This is a genomic window from Aquimarina sp. AU119, assembly GCF_900312735.1.
Taxonomy (GTDB): domain Bacteria; phylum Bacteroidota; class Bacteroidia; order Flavobacteriales; family Flavobacteriaceae; genus Aquimarina; species Aquimarina algiphila.
On sequence record NZ_OMPF01000024.1, the window covers coordinates 123,739 to 141,847 of the forward strand.

At 32.4% G+C, this 18,109-nt stretch carries 16 protein-coding genes; 12 read left to right on the top strand and 4 right to left on the bottom strand.

From position 1 onward, the window contains the following. Window positions 1-39 precede the first annotated feature (39 nt). The 3 genes from DK442_RS21960 to DK442_RS21970 are packed head-to-tail and all read right to left on the bottom strand — an operon-like array spanning window position 40 to window position 1,211. A complete protein-coding gene (locus DK442_RS21960; RefSeq protein ID WP_109438067.1) occupies window positions 40-279 on the bottom strand; it encodes a hypothetical protein in 240 nt (79 codons plus the stop codon). A gap of 29 nt (window positions 280-308) precedes the next feature. Further along, window positions 309-737 carry a GNAT family N-acetyltransferase gene (locus DK442_RS21965; protein ID WP_109438068.1) on the bottom strand — a complete coding sequence of 143 codons (429 nt, stop codon included), beginning with the start codon at window positions 735-737 and terminating at the stop codon, window positions 309-311. A gap of 21 nt (window positions 738-758) precedes the next feature. Beyond that, window positions 759-1,211, bottom strand: a complete 453-nt coding sequence (locus DK442_RS21970) for an SRPBCC family protein (protein ID WP_109438069.1) — start codon at window positions 1,209-1,211, stop codon at window positions 759-761. A gap of 168 nt (window positions 1,212-1,379) precedes the next feature. Between DK442_RS21970 and DK442_RS21975 the strand changes: the two genes are divergently transcribed. From DK442_RS21975 to DK442_RS22005, 7 genes are all read left to right on the top strand, one after another. Next, entirely contained in the window at window positions 1,380-3,335 is a 1,956-nt protein-coding gene (locus DK442_RS21975) for a peptidylprolyl isomerase (protein ID WP_109438070.1), read from the top strand. A 104-nt stretch (window positions 3,336-3,439) separates the two neighbouring features. Next, complete coding sequence (locus DK442_RS21980) at window positions 3,440-4,288, top strand: peptidyl-prolyl cis-trans isomerase (protein ID WP_143917750.1); 849 nt, start codon at window positions 3,440-3,442, stop codon at window positions 4,286-4,288. Continuing rightward, window positions 4,281-5,759 carry a peptidylprolyl isomerase gene (locus DK442_RS21985; protein ID WP_235011006.1) on the top strand — a complete coding sequence of 493 codons (1,479 nt, stop codon included), beginning with the start codon at window positions 4,281-4,283 and terminating at the stop codon, window positions 5,757-5,759. Before DK442_RS21980 ends, DK442_RS21985 begins: the two co-directional genes overlap by 8 nt. 1 nt (window position 5,760) lies before the next feature. Then, window positions 5,761-6,717, top strand: coding sequence for a MoxR family ATPase (locus DK442_RS21990; protein ID WP_109438073.1), 957 nt, complete (start codon window positions 5,761-5,763; stop codon window positions 6,715-6,717). A gap of 187 nt (window positions 6,718-6,904) precedes the next feature. Further along, the gene (locus DK442_RS21995; RefSeq protein WP_109438074.1) at window positions 6,905-7,336 is read left to right on the top strand and encodes a hypothetical protein; all 432 of its coding nucleotides are present in this window, start codon (window positions 6,905-6,907) and stop codon (window positions 7,334-7,336) included. 628 nt (window positions 7,337-7,964) lie between these two features. Then, window positions 7,965-10,742 carry a bifunctional aconitate hydratase 2/2-methylisocitrate dehydratase gene (locus DK442_RS22000; RefSeq protein ID WP_109438075.1) on the top strand — a complete coding sequence of 926 codons (2,778 nt, stop codon included), beginning with the start codon at window positions 7,965-7,967 and terminating at the stop codon, window positions 10,740-10,742. 204 nt (window positions 10,743-10,946) lie between these two features. Next, entirely contained in the window at window positions 10,947-13,214 is a 2,268-nt protein-coding gene (locus DK442_RS22005) for an aconitate hydratase (RefSeq protein ID WP_109438076.1), read from the top strand. Window positions 13,215-13,345: 131 nt separating this feature from the next. Here the strand turns inward: DK442_RS22005 and DK442_RS22010 are convergent, their stop codons facing one another. Further along, on the bottom strand, window positions 13,346-13,528 hold the full coding sequence (locus DK442_RS22010) for a hypothetical protein (RefSeq protein ID WP_109438077.1): 183 nt from the start codon (window positions 13,526-13,528) through the stop codon (window positions 13,346-13,348). A 213-nt stretch (window positions 13,529-13,741) separates the two neighbouring features. Between DK442_RS22010 and DK442_RS22015 the strand changes: the two genes are divergently transcribed. From DK442_RS22015 to DK442_RS22035, 5 genes are all read left to right on the top strand, one after another. Beyond that, window positions 13,742-14,410, top strand: coding sequence for a Crp/Fnr family transcriptional regulator (locus DK442_RS22015; protein WP_109438078.1), 669 nt, complete (start codon window positions 13,742-13,744; stop codon window positions 14,408-14,410). Between the two features lie 72 nt (window positions 14,411-14,482). Further along, entirely contained in the window at window positions 14,483-15,901 is a 1,419-nt protein-coding gene (locus tag DK442_RS22020; protein ID WP_109438079.1) for a hypothetical protein, read from the top strand. 266 nt (window positions 15,902-16,167) lie between these two features. Then, window positions 16,168-16,728 carry a TlpA disulfide reductase family protein gene (locus tag DK442_RS22025; protein WP_109438080.1) on the top strand — a complete coding sequence of 187 codons (561 nt, stop codon included), beginning with the start codon at window positions 16,168-16,170 and terminating at the stop codon, window positions 16,726-16,728. Between the two features lie 273 nt (window positions 16,729-17,001). Beyond that, window positions 17,002-17,415, top strand: a complete 414-nt coding sequence (locus tag DK442_RS22030) for a hypothetical protein (RefSeq protein ID WP_109438081.1) — start codon at window positions 17,002-17,004, stop codon at window positions 17,413-17,415. A gap of 15 nt (window positions 17,416-17,430) precedes the next feature. Then, a complete protein-coding gene (locus DK442_RS22035; RefSeq protein WP_109438082.1) occupies window positions 17,431-18,102 on the top strand; it encodes a hypothetical protein in 672 nt (223 codons plus the stop codon). The last annotated feature ends 7 nt before the right edge of the window (window positions 18,103-18,109 follow it).

Genomic DNA, 18,109 nt, shown 5'->3' on the forward strand with positions numbered 1-18,109 from the left:
TAGACAATATACGTGCCATGAATTATATTTTTTAAAAATCTATTCTTCATATAGTTGTCCGCGGTGAGGTTTTAATGCATCTCGAACAGTTTTCATCTCAGAATCTGTTACTACCATATATGCTATACTATGCATGTCATTAAGTTCTTGACAACCTGTTATGTTGAGAGATATCTTTTCTAAAGAAATATATTCTTTAAGATGAATTTCATGATGTTGCGCAGTCTTACTTGCAGTAGATCCCCTAAAATCCCAAATTAATTTCAGTTTTCGTTCCATAATGTGTTCTTAGTTTTTTAACTATAGTCCTATGTTAGCTTTAAATTGTAGAGCCTGCTATTTCGTTGTTTAAATCCTAATTTCGAATATAAATGTATAGCTGCTTTTTTTTCATTTTCTGTAAATAGATAAATTTCAGTAAGTCCTTTTTCTTTTCCAGTACTGATTAATTTTTGAATTAACTTTTCACCGATTCCCTGACCTCTGTAATCCAAATCTACAACCACATCTTCAATCCAACCTTTATGTCCAGAAATTACTTTGTAAGAGCATAATGAAGCAATTCCGACTATTTTTTTATTTAGTGTATAGCAAGCAAAAATTAGAGAGTCGTTTGTTTCTGATAGTAGGTCTTTTATTGGGATTTGTACTTTATTAGGGCTTAACTGTCTAAATAACTTTTGGATATCTTCTAAGATATAAGAGTTTATAGTTTTTTTACTTAAAATTTCAATCAATCTTTATCAATTTTAGAATTACTAACTGTTGAGTACACTTTTTCCTTCTTCAGCAAAAGATTTAAAATCCTGCATATACGAATATGACTGTTTCTTAAAGGCACTTGGCATGATAAATCCCATAAACTTCATAAAACCACTAAATTTGAATTCATTTTTTGAAGTCCATTTTGTATTTCCATTAGAAAGTTCTTCAAAATAATTTTCTTGAATATTATATACATTTTTAGCATCAAATGTAAGGTGAAGCGCCTCAGGAAGATCAAGAAAAGTAATTGTTTCAATCATTTCTATTTCTCGTTTACCCATTTTGTACGTTAATTTTGAAATAGCTCCCGTTTTTCCTTTTTGACCGCTAAGATGTTCCATGCCTATAAAACCTTTTTGCCAATATTTTAGGTTTTCTTCATTGTCGAATTTTTCAATCACCTGATTTCTAGGTAATTTGATCTCTATGTCTAGTGTATATTCCATTGTGTGATTTATTGTTTGTTAGTTGTGTAATTTGAATACAATATACATAGATCATAAAAATTTTAAAAGCTAATACTACAGCAGTATTTATGTCGTTAGAAAAGAAGCTTGTAAAACGTCTTAATATTATTATTTTTGTCCGATTAAGGACTTCATTATACACAAATCATGCGCAAAAAGTCATTATTGTTTTTTTTAGGAGGTGTTTTTTTAACATTAACTTATGCTCAGGAACCCAAAGATGTATTATTTACTATAGATAATTCTCCGGTTTATATTTCCGAATTTAAAAAGGTATATCTAAAAAATATAGATCTTGTTAAGGACGATTCGCAAAAAGATGTAGATGAATATTTAGATCTTTTTATAAACTATAAACTAAAACTCAAGGAAGCAAAGAAACTTGGTTTAGATAAGAAAGAGAGTTATTTAAAGGAATTAGATGGGTATAGAAAGCAATTAGCAAAGGGATATCTTACAGACACCAAAACGTCTGATGCGTTGATAAAAGAGGCATATGATCGATCATTGGAGCGAATACATGCAAGCCATATATTGATCACTGTGAAACCAAATGCATTAGAAAAAGATACGATAGCAGCTTATGAAAAAATAATTGAAGCCAGAAATAAGATTATTAATGGAGATTCATTTGATGCTGTAGCCAAAGCCTATAGCCAGGATCCATCTGCCATCAAAAATGGTGGAGATTTGGGATGGTTTTCTGCTTTTAGAATGGTATACCCATTTGAAGATGCAGCATTTAAAACTAAGGTCGGTGAAGTTTCTGAACCATTTAGGACACAATTTGGATATCATATTGTAAAAGTTAATGGTATAGAGAAAAAAAGGGAAGAAGTCACAGTGGCACATATAATGGTTGCTATTAATGGAAATAGAACAGCAGAAGAAGCGAAGAGTAGAGTTCAGGAAATCAATCAGCAACTTCAACAAGGAATTTCTTTTGCTTCTTTGGCAAAACAGTATAGTGATGATCCCAGTACAGCTATTAATGGGGGTAAAATTCGACGTTTCGGACAAGGAGCATTAAATTCTGAGAAATTTGAAAAAACAGCATTTAGTTTAACAGAAAAAAATGAAATTTCTGAGCCAATACAAACAAAATATGGTTGGCATATTATTCAGTTAATAGAGAAACATCCTCCAAAAACTTTTGAAGAACAAAAAGAAGAGCTTACCAAAAAAGTGAAGAGAGATAGCAGATCTAAACTCGTTACCGCATCATTTATTAATTCACTAAAAGAAAAGTATGCCATCAACAGAAATGAAGAGGCTATTTCGTATTTCAAAAAAATTGTTCCTGATGCTTTTCTTACTACAGAATGGAATATTCCTGAGGATAAGAATCTAGAGAAGCAATTTTTTAGGATAAAGGAAAAAGGATTTTCATACATGGATTTTGCAAAATTCTTACAGAATAATCAGGGCAGGGTAGCTGGTTACCAAGATGTTTCTGTTTTTCTAGAAGAAATGTACGATCGATTTGAATCTTCTTCGTTACTAGAATATTATGAGAATCATCTTGAAGAAGATAATCCAGATTTTGCAAGTGTCATTGGAGAATATCGTGACGGACTTTTACTTTTTGATCTTATGGAATCCAAAATATGGAATGTATCTAAGACTGATTCTGTTGGGCTTAAGAAATTTTACGAGATTCAAAAAGATAAGTATACACAGAATGAAACGTATAAGGTAGTCAAGGCTTCTTCTTCAAAACCAGAAGTGATAACTAAAGTAGAGAAGTTGTTAAAAGCTCAAAAATCAATAGAAGAAATCAAAAAAGAAATCAATAAGGATGATATTGTTCTAGTGATTTTTTCTGAAGAGGAATTCATAAAAGGTGAGGATACATTCCCTAAAGATTTGTCTCCAGAAAAAGGGAAAATAATGATTACAGAAGGAGAGAGTTTTGTGACTTTGATTATGATAAAAGAAATCTTACCTTCAAGAATCAAAACATTTGAAGAAATCAAAGGCGAAGTTATTAATGATTTTCAAGAAAATGTAGAAGAACTATGGCTTAATCAATTGAGAACAAAATACTCGGTAAAAGTCAATAAGAAAATATTAAAAAGGGCTAAAAAAGAATTATCTATATAAATAAAGTAAATATAATAGCCTCTAAATATTTACTTCAAACCGAAATTATTATTGGTTTTACAATTTTTGGGATTGTTTTTGGATAAATAAAAAGATTAAGACTTGTGAAATATTATAACTTAATACTATTGTTATTAATAGTTGTTTCTTGCCAGAATTTTAAAAATCAAATTAAAAAAGAAGCAATAGCCAGAGTAAATGAGACCTATTTGTATAAAGAGGACATCAAAACACTAGTGCCCAAAAACACTTCTGAAGCAGACAGTGTAAATATTGTCAATAATTACATCAATACCTGGGCAACTCGTCAATTATTTATTGATAAGGCTAAACTAAACCTTACTGAAGAAGAATTAAAAGAATTTGATGATTTAGTAGAAAGTTACAAAAGCACTTTATATATCAATGCGTATAAGAATGCTGTTATTAATAAAGCGATCAATATGGATATAACAAATCAGGATTTGGAGACGTATTATGATCAAAATTTGAAAAATTTTAATCTCAATGAGGAGTTAGTAAAATTACGTTACTTACATTTGCCACCTGATTATGGAAATATTGTTGCAACGCAACGACAATTAAATCGTTTTAATGAAGAGGATGTAGAGGAATTAGGAGGAAAAAAAAATGAATACCTATCCTATTCTTTAAATGATTCTGTCTGGATAAAGCTAGAACAGGTGTTTAGTAAAATACCAGTTTTAAGAAAACAGGAGAAGACAAAATTTCTGAAAGAAGGAAAATATATACAACTTAGAGATTCTACTGGGGTATATATGGTAAAAATAAAAGATGTTTTAAAACATAATGAAATAGCTCCATTAGAGTATATAAAACCTACAATACGGCAAATTATCCTGAATAGGAGAAAGCTGGAACTGATTAAAAAAATAGAAAAAGATATTACAAGAGATGCAGTTGAGAACAAACAATTTGAAGTCTATGATTAAAACTACCGCGCTTTGCGTTATGTTCATTATTGGTGTAGGAGTAGAACTTTATTCCCAAGAGATTATTGAAGAAGTATCTCAGGATACCATAGTGAAACAAGATACCATCGCAGGCCAGAGCGCTGCTATTGTTAATGATAGTATTAACCCAAAGATCGATACTGTAAAACCACCTTTCCAAAGAGTAAAAATAGATGGTGTAGCGGCAGTGATTGGAGAAAATGTGATTCTGGATAGTGATGTTGATATAGCTTACAGACAATTACTTAGTGAAGGAGTTTCGTCCTCGGATGTAAGCCGTTGTGAGCTCGCCGGAAGTTTGTTTGAAACAAAATTATATGCGCATCATGCCGTTCAGGATAGTATAGTAGTAAAAGATGCCGAAGTTAATTCTATGGTTGATCAACAGTTAAACTATATGACGAATGAGTTGGGGACTGTAGAAAAAGTATTAAGATTTTATAAAAAAGATAACTTAGAAGATTTTAAGAAAGAACTTTTTGAAATCAACAAATCAAATAGGTTATCAGAGCAGATGAGAGCTAAGATTATTGAAGATATTGAAATCACACCAGAAGAAATTAGAGAATTCTTTGATGATATTCCAGAAGAAGAAAGACCGCTTTTTGGAACCGAACTCGAGCTAGCTCAAATTGTAATAGAACCAGAAATTCCTCAAGAGGAAGAACAAAAGGTGATCGATAGGTTAAATCAGTTTAGAGAAGATATTGTTGAGAATGGGAGCAGTTTTGCAACCAAAGCGGTACTGTATTCTCAAGATCCGGGATCTAAATCTACAGGTGGTAAATATACATTAGATCGCCAGACAAACTTTGCAAAAGAATTTAAAGATGTTGCTTTTAGCTTACAAGAAGAAGAAGTAAGCGAACCTTTTAAAACAGATTTTGGATGGCATATTGTAAAAGTAGATAAAATAAGAGGAGAAGAAATAGATGTAAGACATATACTTCTTGTTCCTGATGTAACAAGAGCAAGTGTAGACGAAGCTAAAAGATTAATAGATTCTCTTCGTACAAGTATCGTTTCTGGTTCTATTGAATTTAAGGAAGCTGCTAGAAAATTCAGTGATGAAAAAGAGACTAGAGAAGACGGTGGACAACTACTTAATCCAACTACAGGAGATACTCATTTTGAACTTACCAAAATTGACCCTATATTGTACGATCAAGTATCCAAATTAAAAACGAATGACATCTCTTTGGTTATTCCAGATCAGGATCGTCAAGGTAGAAAAAAGTTTAAATTGATTACAGTACTTAACCGATATGATGAACATATAGCAGATTATGCTAATGATTATCGAAAAATACAAGAATTAGCGTTGAGGAAAAAACAAATTGACGCTATTCGTAAATGGCAGAGTGAAAAAATCATGGATACCTATATAAAAGTAAACGGTGAGTACAGAGACTGCGAGTATAGTGGTAACTGGTTAAAAAACGAAAAATAATATGTCAGACGACGTAGCAGCTATTGAAACCTTAGTAAAAAAACATTCAGAACTTAAAAAAGAAATTTCCAAAGTAATTATTGGGCAGGAGAAGGTTATCGATCAGATACTTCTTTCAGTTTTTTCTGGGGGGCATGCATTACTTATCGGTGTGCCTGGTTTGGCTAAAACACTCATGGTAAATACAATTTCGCAAGCTCTGGGATTAGATTTTAAAAGAATTCAATTTACGCCGGATTTAATGCCTAGTGATATATTAGGTAGTGAGATTTTAGATGAAACAAGGCATTTTAAATTTATTAAAGGTCCTATTTTTTCTAACATTATTCTTGCAGACGAGATAAACCGTACTCCTCCTAAAACTCAAGCTGCACTATTAGAGGCTATGCAAGAAAGAGCTGTAACCGTTGCAGGACATCATTATAAACTTGATTTACCCTACTTTGTTTTGGCAACACAGAACCCTATAGAACAAGAAGGGACATATCCTTTGCCAGAAGCACAATTGGATAGATTTATGTTTGCAATAGAATTAAAGTATCCAAGTTTTCAGGAAGAAGTAGATGTTGTAAAGAGTACCACAGGAGATAAAACTAATACTGTTAATTCGTTATTTAAAGCACAGGAAATTATTGATTTTCAACATCTGATTCGTAGAATACCAGTTGCAGATAATGTAATCGAATATGCAGTAGGTATGGTTGGTAAAACAAGACCTAATGGAGAAACAGCTACAGAATTAGTGAAAAATTATATTGACTGGGGAGCAGGGCCAAGAGCATCTCAAAACCTTATTCTTGCTGCCAAGGCTAATGCTGCGGTAAAAGGTAAATTTTCTCCTGATATAGAAGATGTGCAAGCAGTTGCTATGGGAATTCTTCGCCATAGAATTATAAAGAATTATAAAGCTGAAGCTGAAAATGTAACTGTAGAAGATGTGATTAGTAGCTTATTCTAAAAAACTACTATAATTATTATCTTAATGTAAGAAACTTATAAAATTTTTGCTCTTGTACGAATAAAATTTACAGATTCTTCACTAATTACTATTGTGTCAATCAAAATTAAACCTTCTTTATTTTTGAAAGTCTAATGTATAGAACGTTCAAAAGAAATGTATTGTTTAATAAAAAGATAATAATAGAATGAAAAATTATGTAATATATGCTTTGGTGTTTTCGGTATTTATTGGAGTTTCATCAGTCTCTGCACAATCAAATGAAGAACATGTAAAGCGTAAAGAATTAAGAAAAGAGTTTCATCAAAGTCTCTCAGAAAATCAAAAGGCTCAATTAGAAACCAAAAAGAAATTACGAAAGGAGCATAAAAATACTATGAAAGCTACCTTTACCGAAGAACAACTTGCGATTGTTAAAAATCGCGAGATTTCTAGAAAAGAGAGAAAAAAAACCTTGGACTCTACCTTAAGTGCCGAACAAAAAGAATTGTCTAAAAACCATAAAGAAATGATGAAAATAGAGGATGAAAAATTTAAAGCAACACTTTCAGAAACTCAATTGGTACAATATGAAGAATTAAGGAAGAGAAAAGGTAAAAAAAGAAGAGGACGTAAATAAGGATAATTAATATTTGTAGATAAAAATGAAGTTATAATATGACTTCATTTTTTATATATAGACAATTTTGCTATTATTTTAATTAATTTTTAAGAGTTAACTATAACGTTTTCGTAAATCGATTTAATGAGCAAGTATTTTCTTTTATAAAATTTTATTGATTCTGTAGTATTCATAAATTTAATTTGTGAATTTCGATAAATGACCCCCCTATTTTTTTTAAAAACGTAAAAAGATAGGATTAGAACTATTCATTTAAGAAAATCCTTTAAAATTCGTATTTTCGCAGGACTTTTCAATACTTAAAAATAATAAGATATGGCATTCGATATCAATATGATAAAAATGGTATATGCCTGAATTGTAGAAGAAGTATGTATTACTTGTAAAGTCTTACATATCTGTTATTATATGTTGAAAAAGTTTTATGTTCACACCTTTTGAAAACTAAAACAATTAAAATATATACAAGCTGTAAGGATGATGTAGATTTATCTACTGATTTTATAATTTGTCATGAGACAACTATACAAATTGAATTGTTGTAATTTCAAGAGGCAAGAAAAGGAAATTTATGTGCTATCTAAATAATCACATTTGACATTCGAAGAATTCTATTTTATACTATATGAACACTTATAAGGATTACATCAGGGAGATCGAAGAAAGAAAATCTCAGGGATTACACCCCAAGCCAATTGATGGAGCTGAGTTATTAAGCGAAATTATTTCGCAAATCAAAGATAAGAATAACGAACATCGAGAAGATTCCCTTAGTTTTTTTATTTATAATACTTTACCTGGGACGACAAGTGCCGCTAGTGTAAAAGCTAAATTTTTAAAAGAAATTATTCTTGGTGAATCTGTTGTTGAAGAGATTACGCCTGCTTTTGCATTTGAGCAATTATCACATATGAAAGGTGGTCCTTCAGTAGAAGTATTATTAGATTTGACTTTGGGGAATGATGAGGCTGTTTCTCAAGAAGCAGCTAAAGTTTTAAAAACGCAAGTTTTTCTTTATGAGGCTGATACAGAACGTTTGAAACTGGCTTATGATGCAGGAAGTGTTGTTGCTAGAGATATTATTGAAAGCTATGCTCAAGCAGAATTTTTTACTAAATTACCAGAGATTGATGAAGAAATAGAGGTTGTTACCTATATCGCGGGAGTAGGTGATATTTCTACAGATTTATTATCTCCGGGAGCAGATGCACATTCAAGATCAGATCGTGAATTACATGGTCAGTGTATGTTTGAGCACAATAAAGATATGCAAAATGAATTGTTAGCGCTAAAAGAGCAACACCCTGATAAACGTGTAATGTTAATTGCAGAAAAAGGAACCATGGGAGTGGGATCTTCACGAATGTCAGGTGTAAACAATGTAGCATTATGGACAGGTATTTCATCTAGCCCATATGTTCCATTTATTAATATAGCGCCAGTAATAGCTGGTACAAATGGTATTGCACCAATTTTCTTAACAACAGTTGGGGTAACAGGTGGTATTGGTATTGATTTAAAAAACTGGGTGAAGCAAAAAGATGCTGATGGAAACACGGTCGTTGATGAAAATGGAGAACCAGTATTAAAGCAAACATATTCCGTTGATACAGGTACAGTGCTTACCATAAATACGAAGACAAAGAAATTGTATAACGGAGATAAAGAATTAAAAGATATTTCAACAGCGTTGACTCCTCAAAAAATGGAGTTTATCAAGGCAGGAGGTTCTTATGCCGTCGTTTTTGGTAAAAAATTACAAACGTTTGCCGCTAAAACTTTAGGAATTGATGTTCCTCAAGTATATGCTGAATCAAAAGAAATCTCTATAGAAGGACAAGGGTTAACTGCTGTTGAAAAAATATTCAATAAAAATGCAGTAGGAACTACTCCGGGTAAAACATTACATGCTGGTTCTAACGTTAGAGTTGAAGTAAACATTGTAGGTTCTCAAGACACTACTGGTTTAATGACTTCTCAAGAATTAGAGATGATGGCTGCTACAGTAATCTCTCCAATTGTAGATGCAGGGTATCAATCAGGATGTCATACAGCTTCAGTTTGGGATGATAAGTCTAAAGCTAATATTCCAAGATTAATGAAGTTTATGAATGACTTCGGATTAGTTACTGCGCGTCATCCTGAAGGGAAATATCATGCAATGACTGATGTAATTCATAAAGTATTAAATGATATAGCAGTTGATGATTGGGATGTAATCATTGGTGGAGATTCGCATACACGTATGGCAAAAGGTGTTGCCTTTGGAGCGGATTCAGGAACAGTTGCTTTAGCATTGGCTACAGGTGAGGCTACGATGCCAATTCCACAATCTGTAAAAGTAACTTTTAAAGGCAATATGAAAAGTTACATGGATTTCCGTGATGTTGTTCATGCTACTCAGGAACAGATGTTAAATCAGTTTGAAGGTGAAAATGTTTTCCAAGGAAAAATTATTGAAGTGCATATTGGTACATTAACTTCTGATCAAGCATTTACATTTACAGATTGGACTGCCGAAATGAAAGCAAAAGCATCTATCTGTATTTCTGAGGATGATACTTTAATCGAGTCATTAGAAATCTCTAGAGATCGTATTCAGATTATGATTGATAAAGGGATGGATAATCCGAAGCTGGATCTTAAAGGGTTAGTTGATAAAGCAAACAACCGTATCACTGAAATTAAAACAGGAACTAAACCGGCATTAAAACCAGATGCAGACGCTAAATATTATGCTGAAGTTGTCATTGATCTAGATAAGATTGTGGAACCAATGATAGCTGATCCAGATGTGAATAATGAAGATGTATCTAAGCGTTATACGCATGATAATATTCAACCATTATCTTTCTATGGAGGAACAAAGAAGGTAGATTTAGGTTTCGTAGGATCTTGTATGATCCATAAAGGAGATATGAAAATTTTAGCTCAAATGTTAAAAAACATTGAAGCTCAACAGGGTGAAGTTAACTTTAATGCTCCCTTAGTTGTAGCGCCTCCAACATACAATATTGTGGATGAGTTAAAAGCAGAAGGCGATTGGGATGTTTTAGTTAAATATTCAGGTTTTGAGTTCGATGATAGTGCACCAAAAGGGTTGGCACGTACAAAGTATGAGAATATGTTATACTTAGAACGTCCTGGATGTAACCTGTGTATGGGTAACCAAGAAAAAGCAGAACCAGGGGATACGGTGATGGCTACTTCTACACGTTTATTTCAAGGAAGAGTTGTTAGAGATGCTGATGATAAAAAAGGAGAATCTCTGTTATCTTCTACGCCAGTTGTGGTTTTATCTGCTATTTTAGGCAGAACGCCTACTATGGAAGAGTATGAAGCTGCTGTTGATGGAATTATATTAACTAAATTTAAACCCTCACAAAAACAATTAGTAGTTTAGTAATTAAGTTACTTTTTTAAAAATAAAAATAAAGCCTGAGTGAAAACTTGGGCTTCTTCTATTTATAAATCATGTTTCTTTTGTGATAAGTGTACTATCAATTTTTTGCTTATTTATAATCGATATAATCAATAGCATTCTGGGTGTTTTCAATTTGTTTTTTTGTTAAATTCGTAGAGATAACATAAATAAAATAATTGTCCTATGGCATTCGATATCGAAATGATAAAAAAGGTCTACAATCAAATAGCTGATCGTGTAAATGCGGCACGTGAGGTTACCGGTAAGCCTTTAACATTAGCAGAGAAAATTTTATATGCCCACCTTTGGGATGGTAAAGTAGAAACCGCATTTGTAAGAGGTAAAGATTATGTTGATTTTGCCCCCGATCGTATTGCTTGTCAGGATGCTACAGCTCAGATGGCGTTGCTTCAATTTATGCAAGCGGGTAAAAACAAAGTTGCAGTTCCAACAACCGTACATTGTGATCATTTAATTCAAGCTAAAGTAGGAGCTGATAAAGATTTGCAATCTGCATTAAACACGAGTAGTGAAGTATTTAATTTCTTAGAGTCTGTATCAAATAAATATGGAATTGGATTTTGGAAACCTGGTGCAGGTATTATTCATCAGGTAGTGTTGGAGAATTATGCATTTCCAGGAGGTATGATGATAGGAACTGATTCTCATACTGTAAATGCAGGAGGTCTAGGTATGGTTGCTATTGGAGTTGGTGGAGCAGATGCGGTAGATGTAATGGCTGGAATGCCTTGGGAATTAAAGTTTCCTAAGTTAATAGGTGTAAAATTAACTGGTAAGTTATCAGGTTGGACAGCACCAAAAGATGTGATATTAAAAGTAGCTGAAATTCTTACTGTAAAAGGAGGAACAGGAGCTATTGTAGAGTATTTTGGTCCTGGAGCCATTGCAATGTCATGTACAGGTAAAGGTACAATTTGTAATATGGGTGCCGAGATTGGAGCTACTACATCAACATTTGGTTATGATGAATCTATGGAGCGTTATTTGAGAGCTACAGATCGTAGTGATATCGCTGATGCAGCTAATGATGTAAAGGAACACCTTACTGGTGATGCCGAAGTATATGCAAATCCAGAACAATATTTTGATCAGGTAATTGAAATTAACTTATCTGAATTAGGCCCATTATTAAATGGACCTTTTACTCCTGATTTATCTACAGAAGTTGGTGATACAATGACCGAAAAAGCAAAAGCTAATGATTGGCCATTAAAAGTAGAATGGGGATTAATAGGTTCTTGTACAAACTCTTCTTATGAAGATTTGTCTAGAGCGTCTTCTATTGCTCAGCAGGCAATTGATAAAGGCTTGAAAATGAAGTCAGAATTAGGAATTAACCCTGGTTCTGAACAAGTACGTTTTACCGCAGAGCGAGATGGGTTGTTAGATATTTTTGAAAAATTAGATGCCAAGATTTTTACGAATGCTTGTGGACCTTGTATCGGGCAATGGGCTAGGTATAGTGATCCTAAAAATGCACCTAAGAATAGTATTGTCCACTCTTTTAATAGAAATTTTGCAAAACGAGCAGATGGTAATCCAAATACACATGCTTTTGTTGCATCTCCAGAGTTAACTGCGGCAATAGCCGTTGCAGGACGTTTGGACTTTAATCCGTTAACAGATAAATTAATTAATGAAGATGGACAAGAGGTAATGTTTGATGAGCCTACTGGATGGGAGTTACCTCCAAAAGGTTTTGAAGTAGAAGATGCAGGATATATAGCTCCAGAAGAAGATGGGGCAGGTGTTGAAGTTTCTGTAGATCCAAACTCAGAACGTTTAGAATTATTAACTCCTTTTGAGCCTTGGGATGGTAAAAACATAACAGGAGCTAAACTATTAATTAAAGCATTTGGTAAGTGTACAACAGATCATATCTCTATGGCAGGTCCTTGGTTACGTTACCGTGGTCATTTAGATAATATATCGAACAACTGTTTAATTGGAGCTGTAAATGCATACAATAAAAAAACCAATTTTGTAAAAAGCCAGTTGAACGGTGAATATGATGGTGTACCTAATGTGCAAAGAACATATAAAGCTGCAGGAGTACCTACTGTAGTTGTAGGAGATTATAATTATGGAGAAGGATCATCACGTGAGCATGCCGCTATGGAACCTCGTCACCTTGGTGTACGTGCAGTAATTGTGAAATCATTCGCACGTATTCATGAAACAAACCTTAAAAAACAAGGAATGTTAGGTTTAACGTTTGCAAATGAGGCAGATTACGATTTGATCTTAGAAGATGATACTTTTAACTTTACAGATTTAGATCAATTTGCTCCTGGTAAACAACTAACATTAGAAGTTGTCCATGCAGATGGTTCCAATGATACTATTATGCTTAATCATACATATAATGATTCGCAAATAGATTGGTTTAGAGAGGGGTCTGCGTTGAACTTAATCAAGAAACAAAATTAATAAGAGATAAATAAATTATTAAATAAAAAAACTCCTAAGATTTAAATTTTAGGAGTTTTTATTTTAAGCTATCATATATTTCTAAGTTATTCTGAATAAGAAATAATGTAGTGCTTCAAAATGGTGATTAATTAAATAGGAAAGCATTCTACGCTAACCATAACGCAAAATTTGTATTCTGGAGGAAGTGCTTCATATTCACTGCAAGAAACTACTATCGGTCCTGTGTAACCACTGCAAGGTCCGCCTCCGTTAATTTTCTTTTGTTGAGCTCTGTTTAAGCTTTTTCCAAAATTTAAAAGTGTTTTTTTCATATTGTTTTTGTGTAATACTCCCCGAACTTAAATAAAACACTCAGGGAATGTGTCTCTATACTAAAATAATGCTTTTTCTAAAGGAAATTATTAGAGTAATGTTAATATGATATAGTTTATAAAACTTTAAATAAAGTTGTGTAAATAATAATGTAAGGATGCTAAGCGTTTTACGACTTAAGTGTATAACTAACATCTTAAAACATAATCATCATGGGTGCTGTCTGGTTTTTCGAGGATGCAAACCTCTTCAAAGTATTATGTCCTCATAAATTTAAAAGGTATAAAAAAGACCACGATTTTGACGCTTATCGAAAGAATGACTATATCTATTTTGAGGAAGATTCTGCTAATAAAGTATATCTTATCGAAAAAGGAAAAGTTAAGATAGGATATTATGCAGAAGATGGTTGCGAAGTCGTAAAAGCAATCTTAACTAAGGGAGAGATTTTTGGAGAAAAAGCTATTTTAGGAGAAAATATAAGAACAGAATTTGCTCAATCTGTGGATAATACAACTTCTATTTGTCCTATTGGAGTAGAAACCATGCACGGGCTTATGAGAGATAATCAATCTTTTAGTCTTAGAATTTATAAATTTATTGGTATGCGTTTTAAACGTTTAGAAAGAAGATTGCAATTACTTCTTTTTAAAGATACTAAAACAAGATTGTTAGAATTCTTAAACGAACTTAAAGAGGATTATGGACATTGCTGTCCTGATACAGGAGATATGGTAATAGAACATCCTTACACTCAAAAAGATATCGCAAACTTGATAGGAACATCAAGACCTACCTTAAATATCATTCTAAACGAATTAAAAGAATCTAATATTATCGATTTTAATAGAAAAGAAATTCGATTAAAAATTGTTGCCTAATGTTAGATGGCTAACATTTTAAAAGTATAGTTGTTAATATTTTTATGGTCTAATAATCATAAAAACAAAGCAATGTTAAAAAAACTAATTATAGGGGTGTTAGCTGTAGGTTTTATAGCTGTCTCTTGTAGTGATGACGATGACAATACAATAGTGGTCAACGCGGGAACTATCTCAGGAGGTCCTTTCTCCTTTGATGTTGATGGAGAACCTGATCTTGTAACAGGTATATCTTTAGATGATACAAATGTTTCAGGATCTAATAGTACTTGGGTAATTACAGATGATGCAGGAACTATTCTAGGATTACCACCAAATATAACAGCGGTAGAAGGAGTAAATTTTGATGACGCAGGTACAGGAACTTGTTTTATTTGGTATTTACGTTATGAAGATGGATTGGACGGATTAGAAGCTATGAGTAATACTAGTGATCTAAACGGAACTTTTGATTTTTCGAATTCTATTGAAGTAGTTCGTAATCAGGTAACTAATGCAGGAAGAATCTCAGGAGGTCCATTCGAATTTAATGTGGATGGAGAGGCAGATATGGTAAGGGGTATCGAATTAGATGATTCTAATGTTTTTGGAGCTAACGGTACTTGGGTGATTACCGATGATATGGGTACAATTCTTGGGTTACCACCAACACTAGCAGATGTAGAAGGTGTGAATTTTGATGGAGCAGGAGCAGGAGTTTGTTTCATTTGGTATTTACGTTATGAAGATGGTTTACAAGGATTAGCGGCTATGAATAACACCAGTGATCTAAATGGAACATTTGATTTTTCAAATTCTATTGAAGTAGTACGTAACCAGGTAACAAATGCTGGGACTCTATCAGGAGGACCTTATACTTTTTGTGTAGATGGTATGCCAGATATGGTAAGCGGTATTATGTTAGATGATACTAATGCATTTGGAGCTAATAGCACTTGGGTGATTACTGATGATATGGGTAACATTCTCGGATTACCACCAACATTGGCAGATGTAGAAAATGTAAATTTTGATGATGCAGGTGGAGGTACATGTTTTATCTGGTATTTACGTTATGAAGATGGTTTGCAAGGATTAGCAGCTATGAATAATACTAGCGACCTTGTTGGTACATTTGACTTTTCTAACTCTGTTGAAGTGGTGCGTAATAAGCCTGATGGAGGAACAATTACTGGAGGTCCTTTTACCATTACGGTAGATGGTACACCTGATATGGTAAGCGGTATTGCATTAGATAATACTAATGTTTCTGGTAAAAACGGAACATGGGTAATTACTGATGATACTGGTGTAATTCTTGGGTTACCATCAACAATAGCAGATGTAGAAAATGTAGATTTTAATGCAGCAGGAGTGGGAACTTGTTTTATCTGGTATTTACGTTATGAAGATGGATTACAAGGGTTAACAGCAATGAGTAATACTAGTGGTCTTGATGGATGTTACGATTTTTCAAATTCTATTGAAGTTACTCGTAATCCTGTCCCTTAAAAAAATACACAAACAATCGGTTATACAATTGGACTTAATGATTTAACCTTTTTTATAAAGGTATAAAATAATAGTTCGTTGTTTATTTGTTAGTTTTTAAAGCGCAATCTAAGATTGCGCTTTATTAGTTTTACAATTGAGTTAAATATAAAGTATGTGGATACTATAACTTATTAAGATCTCTGGGGTATCATAATTTTGTTTGTGTAATTTTGTAAGTTGCAGTGTTTTTTAAGACGAAACATGTATTGAATAATTTTTGGAATATGAAATTTAATAAAAAGAACATTTTTAACATCGTTTTTGCTATCGTATTGGTATTGTTTTTTATCCCAAATACTAGAGGGATGATGCAGATATTTCTAACTAGAATTTTCTCCTTTAGTCCAGGAATTGTTGAAGTAGATGAACGAACACAAGTTGCTTCTTATAATTGGAAATTACATGGTGTAAATACAACGTCGATTAATTTTGATACAGCCAAAGATAAAGTTGTTTTAATAAATTATTGGGCTACATGGTGTCCACCATGCATTGCTGAAATGCCTTCTTTGCAAAAACTCTATAACGATTATAAGGATAAGGTTGTGTTTTTATTTGTTACTACAGATGACGACCCCGAGCTTCATAAGTTTATGAATAATAAAAATTATGATTTCCCTGTGTATAGATCTTTATCAGAACTACCAAAACCATTTGTAAATAATCCTATTCCTCAGACCTATATTATTAGTAAAAAGGGAGATATAGTTATAGATAAAACAAATGCTGCAAATTGGAATTCATCCAAAGTAAGAGAAACAATAGATAGACTATTGTTAGAATAAGTATAAGTAATCCTATCCCATTAATCAATTTCTTTTTTATTCGATAAAAGAAGATTTCGTGTTTTTTAAAGTAATGTTTGCCCTTTTATATTGAACCTAGAAAATTCTTGAGGCTCTTTCTTTAGATTAGCTAATTTCAAAAAAAGGATATTTTTCATACCATTTTCGGGGGTGTAAAATTCACTGAAAATGGGGAGGAGGTAAAAAGACGAGGTCTACTATATTTGTTTCAGTATTAAATTTTTTAATAAATAATAATAATTAAGATTAATTATGGGATTAGCAGAAAGAAGAATTGTAAAAGCATATCAAGAAGGTGAATATGTTTCTTTAGTGAATGAAATAAATTCATTGATGGGAAGTGAGATTGAATTTGATATAAATTGGGATAGTTTATCCTCTAACGGTCAATATTCTCATATATGGGAGGAGTCATTCACAAAAGTTTATTTTACACCAATTATAAATGCATTTAATGAAATTACCGCAGATGATATGGGTAAAGAGGCACTTCAGGAAACATTAGTGAAAATAGTAATAAAAGATGATAATGACATTTATAGTGCTAATAGATGTTATGCTTTTGTAGATGGTGTACTTACAGTAGATCACTCAAGCTATTCGAATGTGGGTAATGTTGATGAGCGTACCTCTGCTCTTGTTGAGATTTTAGAATCTCAATTATAATATAGAAATGTTGATATGTTAAAAAACAAAATTAAAAAAGTTCCTGTTTATAATAAACAGGAGCTTTTATCATATTTGGCAGAGAAAGAAGAATCTACATTAGTAATTATAGTAACTTCTTCAGGGAAGACTTATAAGGGAATTGTAGTGAAAGTGGAAGGAAAAGATAAAGACGTAATACTTCTGTTACAAATTGTTAGTCCTGAGGATATAATAACCGAAAATATATTACATATTACAATTGATAAGATTGAATCTCTTGAGTTTATAGAAAGCCAGAATGTTCTCAATATTTTGTCTAAAGGTACTGTCTTTGACAAAATTTATGATACCTCAGGAAAATTACAAGTTAAAAAAGCATTACGAAGATTTTCAGACGTTCTTCAGGATACTTATGGTTTGAAAATAGGTGCTCCAAAAATAATACTTCCAACCAATGGATATGAGTTAAATAGAGTTTTGCAACTTACAGAACAACTTCAGCATATAATGGTGAATATATTAGAAGAAGAAGATGCTCTTATAAGCTGGAAAGCCTCATATGACTCAATCACTTTTATAGATGATGATTCTTTAAAAGTTATTCAAAATTATAAAACTATTGAAATCCATTTTCCATTCACAAACATTAATCTCCCAGAAATGCCTGCTAAAGAAGTAACCGCTATGATCTTAAATGTTTTGTAAGGTAGGT

Excerpts from the sequence above, each read along its gene's own strand:
- DK442_RS21960 (WP_109438067.1), bottom strand. The coding sequence starts at position 279 with ATGGAACGAAAACTGAAATTAATTTGGGATTTTAGGGGATCTACTGCA.
- DK442_RS21970 (WP_109438069.1), bottom strand. The coding sequence starts at position 1,211 with ATGGAATATACACTAGACATAGAGATCAAATTACCTAGAAATCAGGTG.
- DK442_RS21975 (WP_109438070.1), top strand. The coding sequence starts at position 1,380 with ATGCGCAAAAAGTCATTATTGTTTTTTTTAGGAGGTGTTTTTTTAACA.
- DK442_RS21985 (WP_235011006.1), top strand. The coding sequence starts at position 4,281 with ATGATTAAAACTACCGCGCTTTGCGTTATGTTCATTATTGGTGTAGGA.
- DK442_RS21990 (WP_109438073.1), top strand. The coding sequence starts at position 5,761 with ATGTCAGACGACGTAGCAGCTATTGAAACCTTAGTAAAAAAACATTCA.
- DK442_RS21995 (WP_109438074.1), top strand. The coding sequence starts at position 6,905 with ATGAAAAATTATGTAATATATGCTTTGGTGTTTTCGGTATTTATTGGA.
- DK442_RS22000 (WP_109438075.1), top strand. The coding sequence starts at position 7,965 with ATGAACACTTATAAGGATTACATCAGGGAGATCGAAGAAAGAAAATCT.
- DK442_RS22005 (WP_109438076.1), top strand. The coding sequence starts at position 10,947 with ATGGCATTCGATATCGAAATGATAAAAAAGGTCTACAATCAAATAGCT.
- DK442_RS22010 (WP_109438077.1), bottom strand. The coding sequence starts at position 13,528 with ATGAAAAAAACACTTTTAAATTTTGGAAAAAGCTTAAACAGAGCTCAA.
- DK442_RS22015 (WP_109438078.1), top strand. The coding sequence starts at position 13,742 with ATGGGTGCTGTCTGGTTTTTCGAGGATGCAAACCTCTTCAAAGTATTA.
- DK442_RS22020 (WP_109438079.1), top strand. The coding sequence starts at position 14,483 with ATGTTAAAAAAACTAATTATAGGGGTGTTAGCTGTAGGTTTTATAGCT.
- DK442_RS22025 (WP_109438080.1), top strand. The coding sequence starts at position 16,168 with ATGAAATTTAATAAAAAGAACATTTTTAACATCGTTTTTGCTATCGTA.
- DK442_RS22030 (WP_109438081.1), top strand. The coding sequence starts at position 17,002 with ATGGGATTAGCAGAAAGAAGAATTGTAAAAGCATATCAAGAAGGTGAA.
- DK442_RS22035 (WP_109438082.1), top strand. The coding sequence starts at position 17,431 with ATGTTAAAAAACAAAATTAAAAAAGTTCCTGTTTATAATAAACAGGAG.